At 75.3% G+C, this 8332-nt stretch carries 7 protein-coding genes; all 7 read right to left on the bottom strand.

Annotated elements, in window-relative coordinates:
- Positions 1-17 precede the first annotated feature (17 nt).
- A complete protein-coding gene (locus tag IF43_RS0129405; protein ID WP_078910555.1) occupies positions 18-1466 on the bottom strand; it encodes an amidase in 1449 nt (482 codons plus the stop codon).
- Positions 1467-1868: 402 nt separating this feature from the next.
- Positions 1869-2633: a nucleotidyltransferase domain-containing protein gene (locus IF43_RS0129400; RefSeq protein ID WP_030207527.1), complete on the bottom strand. Its 765-nt coding sequence runs from the start codon at positions 2631-2633 to the stop codon at positions 1869-1871.
- A gap of 113 nt (positions 2634-2746) precedes the next feature.
- Positions 2747-3781, bottom strand: a complete 1035-nt coding sequence (locus IF43_RS0129395) for an ADP-ribosylglycohydrolase family protein (RefSeq protein WP_030207525.1) — start codon at positions 3779-3781, stop codon at positions 2747-2749.
- A gap of 205 nt (positions 3782-3986) precedes the next feature.
- On the bottom strand, positions 3987-4868 hold the full coding sequence (locus tag IF43_RS0129390) for an NUDIX hydrolase (protein WP_030207521.1): 882 nt from the start codon (positions 4866-4868) through the stop codon (positions 3987-3989).
- A 216-nt stretch (positions 4869-5084) separates the two neighbouring features.
- A complete protein-coding gene (locus tag IF43_RS0129385; protein WP_030207518.1) occupies positions 5085-6467 on the bottom strand; it encodes a pseudouridine synthase in 1383 nt (460 codons plus the stop codon).
- Positions 6467-7084: an SMC-Scp complex subunit ScpB gene (scpB, locus tag IF43_RS0129380; RefSeq protein ID WP_030207513.1), complete on the bottom strand. Its 618-nt coding sequence runs from the start codon at positions 7082-7084 to the stop codon at positions 6467-6469. Before scpB ends, IF43_RS0129385 begins: the two co-directional genes overlap by 1 nt.
- Complete coding sequence (locus IF43_RS0129375; RefSeq protein ID WP_030207510.1) at positions 7081-8313, bottom strand: ScpA family protein; 1233 nt, start codon at positions 8311-8313, stop codon at positions 7081-7083. Before IF43_RS0129375 ends, scpB begins: the two co-directional genes overlap by 4 nt.
- Positions 8314-8332: the final 19 nt, after the last annotated feature.

Raw genomic sequence — 8332 nt, 5'->3', positions numbered from 1 at the left:
CCCCTCACCCACTCCCCTCACCCCACCCCAGGCCGCCGCCCCTCCCAGGGCCTGACCCGCTCCAACTGCCCGGCCAGCCGCAGCAGCGTGCCCTCCTCCCCCACCCTCCCCAGGAAGTGCACGCCGATGGGCAGCCCGGCCGCGCTCCAGTACAGCGGTACGGACATGGCGGGCGCGCCGGTGATGTTGGCGACCACCGCCGGGAAGGCGACGAAGGGCGCACTGTGCCGGGCCGCGCGCAGCGGGTCGTCCGGCGTCGACGTCATCTCGCCCAGCAGGAGCGGCGGCTGGGCCAGCGTGGGGGTGAGCCAGGCGTCGAACCGCGTGAGGAAGCGGGCCACCGTACGGGCGAAGGACTGCAGGGTCGTGACGGCGAGCAGGTAGTCGCCGCCGGTGACGCCCCGTCCGAGGTCCCAGTACGCCCGGGTCAGCGGCTCCAGCTCCCCCGTGCCCGGCTCGCGTCCGCGTACCCGGATCCAGTAGCCCACGATCCAGCACACCCCGGCCCCGTACACGGTGCCGATCGCCCGACCGACCTCCTCCGTCAGCCCGGGCAGGTCCGCCTCCGTGAGCTCGTGGCCCTGGTCGGACAGCAGTCGGACGGCGTCGTCCAGGGCGGCAACGCAGTCGGGGTGCACGGGATGCCCGTCCGCCGGGCGCGGGGTGAAGGCGATCCGCAACCGCCCCGGGTCGCGTTCGACCTGCTCGGCGAACGTCCCCGCGGTGGCCGGAGCGGGGTACGGGTCGCCGAGCGCGGGGCCCGCGACCGCGTCGAGGAGCCCGGCGGAGTCCCGTACCGAACGGGTCAGGGCGTGCTCGACGGCCCACCCGCCGAAGGCGTCGCCGTACTCCGGGCCCAGCGGCACCCGGCCGCGGGTGGGTTTGAGGCCGAACACCCCGCAGCAGGAGGCGGGGAAACGGATCGAGCCGCCGACGTCGTTGCCGTGGGCGGCCGGCACCATCCGCGCCGCGACGGCCGCGGCCGATCCCCCGCTGGACCCCCCGGTGGTACGGGCGGGGTCCCAGGGGTTGCGGGTCGCCCCGTACAGCGCGGACTCGCAGGTCGGGCTCATCCCGAACTCGGACGTGCTCGTCTTCCCCAGCAGCACCAGGCCCGCCGCGCGCAGCCGTCGTACGAGCAGCTGGTCGCGGAGCGAGACGTGGTCGCGCAGGAAGACCGAGCCTTCGCAGAAGCGGACCCCCGCCTGCTCCGTGACGAGGTCCTTCAGCAGGTAGGGGACTCCGGTGAACGGGCCGTCCGGCAGGCCGGCTGCCACCTGTGCCAGCGCGCGGTCGTAGGTGGCGGTGACGACGGCGTTCAGCCGCGGGTTGAGCGCCTCGACGCGGGCGACGGCGGCCTCGACGAGCTCCCGGGCGGTGACCTCCCCCGTCCGCACGAGGGCGGCCTGGGCAGTGGCGTCGAGCACGCCGAGCCCGTCGACGTCACCGGCCCCCGGCGGCGTCACGACGGGCCTCCGGGCCGCCACGGCCCGAAGACGCGCTCGGCCCCGGCGGGAAGCGCTGCCCCGGCGGGAACCAGCACGGCCGGAGCGGGAACCGGCACAGCCCGAACAGGAGCCAGCACAGCCCGGGCGAAAATCACCACAACCCGGACGGAAACCAGCACAACCCGAACGGGAACGAGCACAACCCGAACGGGAACCAGCACGGCCGCGGCAGAAACGAGAACGACCGGGACGGAAACCGGCACGCCCGGGGCAGGATCGCGGGCCATGGGCCCATTGTCCGCCGCCCCGGGCGTCCCCGCCCGCCCCCGTTCCGGCCCCCGCTCCCGCCCTTGCCCCCCGCCCGCGCGGTCCGACGCGGCACCAGCTCGGCCGCGGAACACCCGGGGCGGTGGAAGGCTCCTAGCCCGCCGTGCGGATACGGACGACCAGGTCGTGCAGGGCGTCGTACCCGGTCGGCTCCGTCGGCAGCCCGCTGCCCGCCTGCGCCTCGTCCAGCACGGTGTGCAGCGCCTCCGCGTCCGCCTCGAGCCCCGCGGCGTCCAGCCCCTCGGCAGCCCCGTGCTCCGCCGCGGCCTTGGCCTCGATCAGGCCGGCCAGGTACGCGGGCGCCTCCGGCACCTCCCCGAGCAGCGTCGGCAGGTGCGCCTGCACCTCGCCGGAGCGCATCAGGTGGATCCCCGTCAGCAGCGCCCGGAACGCGTACAGCAGGGGCTTCAGCTCGCCGGTGCGCGCGAACAGCCGCCACTGCGTGCCGGCGAACCCCCGGTAGTGGTGGGCGTGGTGGCGGGTGAGCACACCCGGCACCAGCTCCCGCAGCTCCGCGTGCGCGGGCGTGGTGTGCACCACCAGCGGGGAGAGCAACTGCTCCAGCACGTAGCCGTTGCGCCGCAGCATGAGCCGGACGAACTTGCGCAGGTCGTGCGTCACCAGGTCCATCTCGACCCCGTCGCGGTCCCACATCCGCCCGCGGGTCTCCTCCGGCTCGCGCAGCCCGATCAGGGACTCCAGCGGCAGCAGGTGGACGCCCCTCAGGTCCACGTCAGAGTCCCGCGAGGGGAACCCGTACAGGTGCGCCCCGGAGACCGTGGCGAACAGCACCGGGTGGGGCTCCTCGGCGACGACGGGGGCGAGCGGGGCGGGGTCGAGGTTCAGGAGGTCCGGCACGCGCCGATCATGCCAGCCGCTCCGCGCCCCGAGCCCGTCGGGGCCCTTCCCTCCGCGCCCCGAGCCCGTCGGGGCCCTGCCGGCTCCGCACGGCTCCGCCGCCCCCGTACACCTCACGCGTCCCAGAGGGCGCCGAGGGCCAGGAGTTCGTCGCGGTACTCGATGCGCTCCTCCCACTGCGCCGGCCAGGCCTCGGCACCGAGGTGGGCGCCGGCGAAGGCGCCGGTGAGGCAGGCGATCGAGTCGGAGTCGCCGGCGGTCACCGCGGCCCGGCGCAGGGCGAGCAGCGGCTGCTCGGGGAACAGCAGGAAGCAGTGCAGGGCCGTGGCCAGCGCCTCCTCGGCGATCCAGCCCTCCCCCGTGGTCAGGCACGGGTCGGTCTCGGGGGAGGGCGCACGCAGGGCCGCCGCGAGCCGGTCGAGCACGCCCAGGCACTCGTCCCAACCGCGCGCGATGAAGGACTCGGGCGAGGCGTCGTGCGAACGGGTCCACAGGTCGCCGAGCCACCGCTCCTGGTAGCGGGTGCGGTTGTCCAGGGCGTACGAGCGCAACTGCCCGACCAGACCGGTCGGCTCGGTGCCCTGCGCGAGCAGGAACACCGCCCGGGCCGTGAGGTCCGAGGCCGCCAGCGCGGTCGGGTGGCCGTGTGTCAGGGCCGACTGGAGCTGGGCCGCGCCGGCCCGCTGGTCCGCCGTCAGGCCGGGGGCCAGGCCGACGGGGGCCACCCTCATGTTGGCACCGCAGCCCTTGGAGCCGATCTGGCTGGCCTGCCGCCAGTCCCGGTCGCCGTCCAGCAACTGGCAGGCGACCATGCAGGTCCGCCCCGGGGCGCGGTTGTTCTCCGGCGAGTGGTACCAGTCCACGAACTCCTCGCGCAGCGGGCGCACCAGCCGCAGCGGCGCGAGGTACCCGCGCTCCATCGCGGTGCGCAGGGCCCGCCCGAGGGCGAGGGTCATCTGCGTGTCGTCGGAGACGGTCGCCCGCGCGGGCAGCTCCAGCTCCCGCCACGGGCCGAACTTGGCGAGGATGCCGGGCACGTCGTTGAACTCGGTCGGGAACCCGAGCGCGTCCCCGAGCGCCAGCCCGATGAGCGAGCCGGTCGCCGCACCCTTGGTGCGGGGGGTGGCGGCGGCGTTGGTGGCGGTCATGGCGTCGTCCTTTCGGGCTCTGGCTGGGGTCCGGGCTCTGACTCTGGCTCGGGTCCGGGCTCGGGCGCGCGCGGGTGCAGGCACGGGCGCGGGCCGGGGTCGTGCGGAGGCGGTCGTCGGGCGGCCGTCGGGCGGCCGGGGGGCGTCGGGAGACGCGAGAAGCGCCGAGAAGTGCGGGGAGGAGTCGAGAGGCGGCGGGCTGGGCCTATCCCCGCGCCCCCGCCGGCCGCAGCAGCGGCGGGTGGAGGGACGTGGCCGCCCCGGCCCGGTAGAGCGCGGCGGGTTTGCCGCGGCCGCCGGTCAGGCGGGCGGCGCCCGGGACCGGTTCGACGAAGCCGGGCGTGGCCAGCACCTTGCGCCGGAAGTTGGGCCGGTCCAGTGGTGTTCCCCAGACCGTCTCGTACACCGCCCGGAGCTCCCCCAGCGTGAACTCCGGCCCGCAGAAGGCCGTCGCCAGGCAGGTGTACTCCAGCTTGGCACCGACCCGGTCGCGGGCGTCGGCGAGGATCCGCTCGTGATCGAAGGCGAGGACGCCCCGACCACCCGAACCACCCGAACCGACGGAGCCGACCGAACCCACCGGACCGACGGAGCCGCCCGAACCGACCGGCCCCACCGACCCGGCAGTCCCGACCGAGTCCGCCGGCAGGTCCGCGGAGCCCCCGGGGCCCACCGGCACCCAGCAGGCCCCCTCCGCGTCCCCGCCGCCCCCCGCGGCCGGCTCCGGCAGGTCCGGCACCAGAGCGGTGAACGCGACCGACACCACCCGCATCCGAGGGTCCCGACCGGGCTCGCTGTACGTGCGCAGCTGCTCCAGGTGCAGGGCGGCGACCAGCGCCTCCGGCAACCCCGTCTCCTCCGCGAGTTCCCGCCGGGCCGCCGTCTCGGCGGACTCGGCCGGCAGCACGAAGCCGCCCGGCAGCGCCCAGGCGCCCGCGTACGGCTCCTGGCCGCGCCGGATCAGCAGCACGTGCAGGCGACCACCGCGCACGGTGAACACGGCCAGGTCGACGGTGACCGCGAAGGGCGCGAACGCACCCGGGTCGTAGCCGTCGACCCCGCGACCTCCCGCATCACGACCGTCCACAGGCACCGACCCCCTTAATAGTCATACCGACTATAAAGAGGGTCGCGTGCTGTCGGCAAGCCCCGGGCCCGGCGGGCCCGGGTACGCCGGAGGGCCCGGGTACGCCGGAGGGCCCGGGTACGCCGGAGGGCCCGGGTACGCCGGAGGGCCCGGGTACGCCGGAGGGCCCCCGCACCACGTGCGGGGGCCCTCCGGGACGCCGGGAGCCGTGCGGGCCTACAGACCGACCTCGCGCATCAGCATGCCGACCTCGGTGTTGGTCAGGCGGCGCAGCCAGCCGGACTTCTGGTCGCCCAGCTCGATCGGCCCGAAGGCCGTACGGACCAGCTTCTCGACCGGGAAGCCGGCCTCGGCCAGCATCCGGCGGACGATGTGCTTGCGGCCCTCGTGCAGGGTGACCTCGACGAGGTAGTTCTTGCCGACCTGGTCGACCACGCGGAAGTGGTCGGCCTTCGCGTACCCGTCCTCCAGCTGGATGCCGGACTGCAGCCGCTTGCCGATCTCGCGCGGCAGCGGGCCGGTGATGGCGGCCAGGTACGTCTTGGTCACGCCGTACTTGGGGTGGGTCAGGCGGTGGGCCAGCTCGCCGTGGTTGGTGAGCAGGATGATGCCCTCGGTCTCCGTGTCGAGCCGGCCGACGTGGAAGAGCCGGGTCTCACGGTTGTTGACGTAGTCGCCGAGGCACTGGCGGCCGTCCGGGTCCTCCATGGTGGAGACGACGCCGGCGGGCTTGTTCAGCGCGAAGAACAGGTACGACTGGGTCGCCACGGTCAGGCCGTCGACCTTGATCTCGTCCTTCGGCTGGACGCGCTTGCCCTGCTCCGTGACGATCTCGCCGTTGACCTCGACGCGGGCCTGCTCGATGAGCTCCTCGCACGCGCGCCGCGAACCCATGCCGGCTCGGGCGAGGACCTTCTGCAGCCGCTCGCCCTCCTGCTCGGCGCCCGGGAAGGTCTTCGGGGTCTTGATCACGGGCTTGTCGGCGTACCGCTCGCGCACGCGCTCCTCGATCCGCGCGTCCAGCTCGCGGGGGCGCGACTGGCCGCTGCGGCTGCCGGGGCCGCTGCGCGGGCCGCCCGCCCCTCCGATGCCGGGGGTCTTGGAGCTGCTGCGGGGGCCGCCCTTGGCGCCACCGCGTGCGGCCGCACCGCGGGCACCGCCGCCGCCCGCCTTCGGGCCGCTGCGACCGCTGCGCTCGCCCTCGGGGCCCACGTCGTAGCGACGCTCCTCGGGGCGGGGGTTGCGGATGCGGGGCGCCTGCGCGCGGTCGCGCGAGTCCGAGCCGCCCTGGTAGCCGCCGGAGCCGCCGGAGCCGCCACCGCGGCCGTAACCGCCACCGGACCCACCGCGGGAGCCGCCACCGGAGCTGCCGCCACGGCCGTACCCGCCACCGGAGCTGCCGCCGCGGGAACCGCCGCCGGAGCCTCCGCGGCCGGAGCCGCTGCCACCGCCGGAGCCGCCGCGGTAGCCGCCGCCACCGCCAGAGCCGCCACCGCGGTAGCCGCCGCCACCGCCGGAGCTGCCGCCGCGGGCGTTCCCACGCCCGCCGCCACCGCCGCCGCTGTTCCTGTTGCCGCCGTTGCCGCCGCTGCTTCGCATCAAATGTCCGTCGTCTTGTCGTCTTCGTCTGTGTCCGGAGCGTCCGGATCGAACGACGGGACACCTTCCTGCGTCTCCGCCTCGATCGCCTCCGCCTCCGGGAGGAAGGGCGCGAGCTCCGGGAGCTCGTCCAGGCCGCGCAGGCCCATCCGCTCCAAGAAGTAGTTCGTCGTCCTGTACAGGATCGCACCTGTTTCGGGTTCCGTGCCCGCCTCCTCGACCAGACCGCGCTGGAGGAGGGTGCGCATGACCCCGTCACAGTTCACGCCGCGCACGGCCGAGACGCGCGAACGGCTCACCGGCTGGCGGTACGCGACGACGGCGAGCGTCTCCAGCGCCGCCTGGGTGAGCCGGGCCTGCTGGCCGTCCAGTACGAACCCCTCCACGGCTGCGGCGTACTCCGGCCGGGTGTAGAAGCGCCAGCCGCCGGCCACCACGCGCAGCTCGAAGCCGCGCCGCTGGGCGGTGTACTCGTCGGCCAGCTCGCGCAGCGCGAGCGCCACCTCGCGCACCGGCCGGTCGAGCACCTTGGCCAGGTGCGCCTCGGTTGCGGGTTCGTCCACGACCATCAGTACGGCCTCCAGGGCCGGCTTCAGCTCCAGTTCCGCGACGCTCATCGGGTGGCCTCCTCCTGCGGCCGGTCGGCCTGGTCGAACTCGTCGGTCATCACGGGCACGCCCGCGCCCTCGCCGGTCCAGCGCACGGTGAGCTCGCCGAGGGCCTCGTCCTGGTCCAGGGCCACGGCCTTCTCGCGGTACAGCTCCAGCAGGGCCAGGAACCGGGCGACGACCGTCAGGGTGTCGGGGGCGTCGGCGGTGAGCTCGCGGAAGCCGGCCGAGCCGAGTTCCCGCAGCCGGGCCACGAGGAACGCGCCCTGTTCGCGGACGCTGACCAGCGGGGCGTGGATGTGGTCGACGTACACCTGGGGCTTGGCCTTGGGCTGCATGGCCTTGACGGCCAACCTGGCGAAGCCCTCCGCGCCGATGCTGATGACGACCTCGGGAAGCAGTTCCGCGTGCTGCTCCTCCAGGCCGACGGTGCGCGGGTAGCGCCGGCCCTCGGCCTCGGCGCGGCGCTCGAAGATGTCGGCGATCTGCTTGTACGCGCGGTACTGCAGCAGGCGCGCGAAGAGCAGGTCCCGCGCTTCGAGCAGGGCCAGGTCGGCCTCGTCCTCGACCTCGGCCGCGGGCAGCAGCCGGGCCGCCTTGAGGTCCAGGAGGGTGGCGGCGACGACGAGGAACTCGGTGGTCTGGTCGAGGTCCCAGTCGGTGCCCATGGCGCGGATGTGGGCCATGAACTCGTCGGTCACCTTCGACAGGGCGACCTCGGTGACGTCCATCTTGTGGCGGGCGATGAGCTGGAGGAGGAGGTCGAAGGGCCCCTCGAAGTTCGCGAGCCGCACGGTGAACCGACCGTCGCCCGTGCCGTCGGCCGCCGCGGCTCCCGCTCCGGTGCCTGCACCAGTGCCTACCCCGGTGCCCGCTCCCGTGTCCGAACCGCGTTCGGCACCGGGCTCCTCGGCCTCCCCGACACCCTCTGCGGCCCCTGCGGCCCCAGCGGCCGCTACGGCCCCTGCGGGCCCGCTGACGGCCCGCTGCGGCGCGACCGGCGCCCCGGTGCCCCCGGGGGCCGCCAGGCGCTCCACGGCGCCCTCAGGCGCCTCCACCCGCACCTCGGCCCCGTCGGGATCGGTGGCCCCCGGGGGCACCGGCAGCTCCTCCCGCTCGCGGGGGCCCGGCGCCGGTGGCGTCGCCGCAGTCGCCGCCGGTGCCGGCGCTGCTCCCGGGCCGCGGCCGAGCGGGCGTCGCGGGCCGCGGGCGGGCGGTACGGGGTCGGTCGGGGGCATGGCGGTCCAGGGGCGAGGA

The organism is Streptomyces sp. NRRL S-87 (assembly GCF_000719335.1).
Classification (GTDB): Bacteria; Actinomycetota; Actinomycetes; order Streptomycetales; family Streptomycetaceae; genus Streptomyces.
This window is presented reverse-complemented; position numbering and strand designations above follow the sequence as displayed.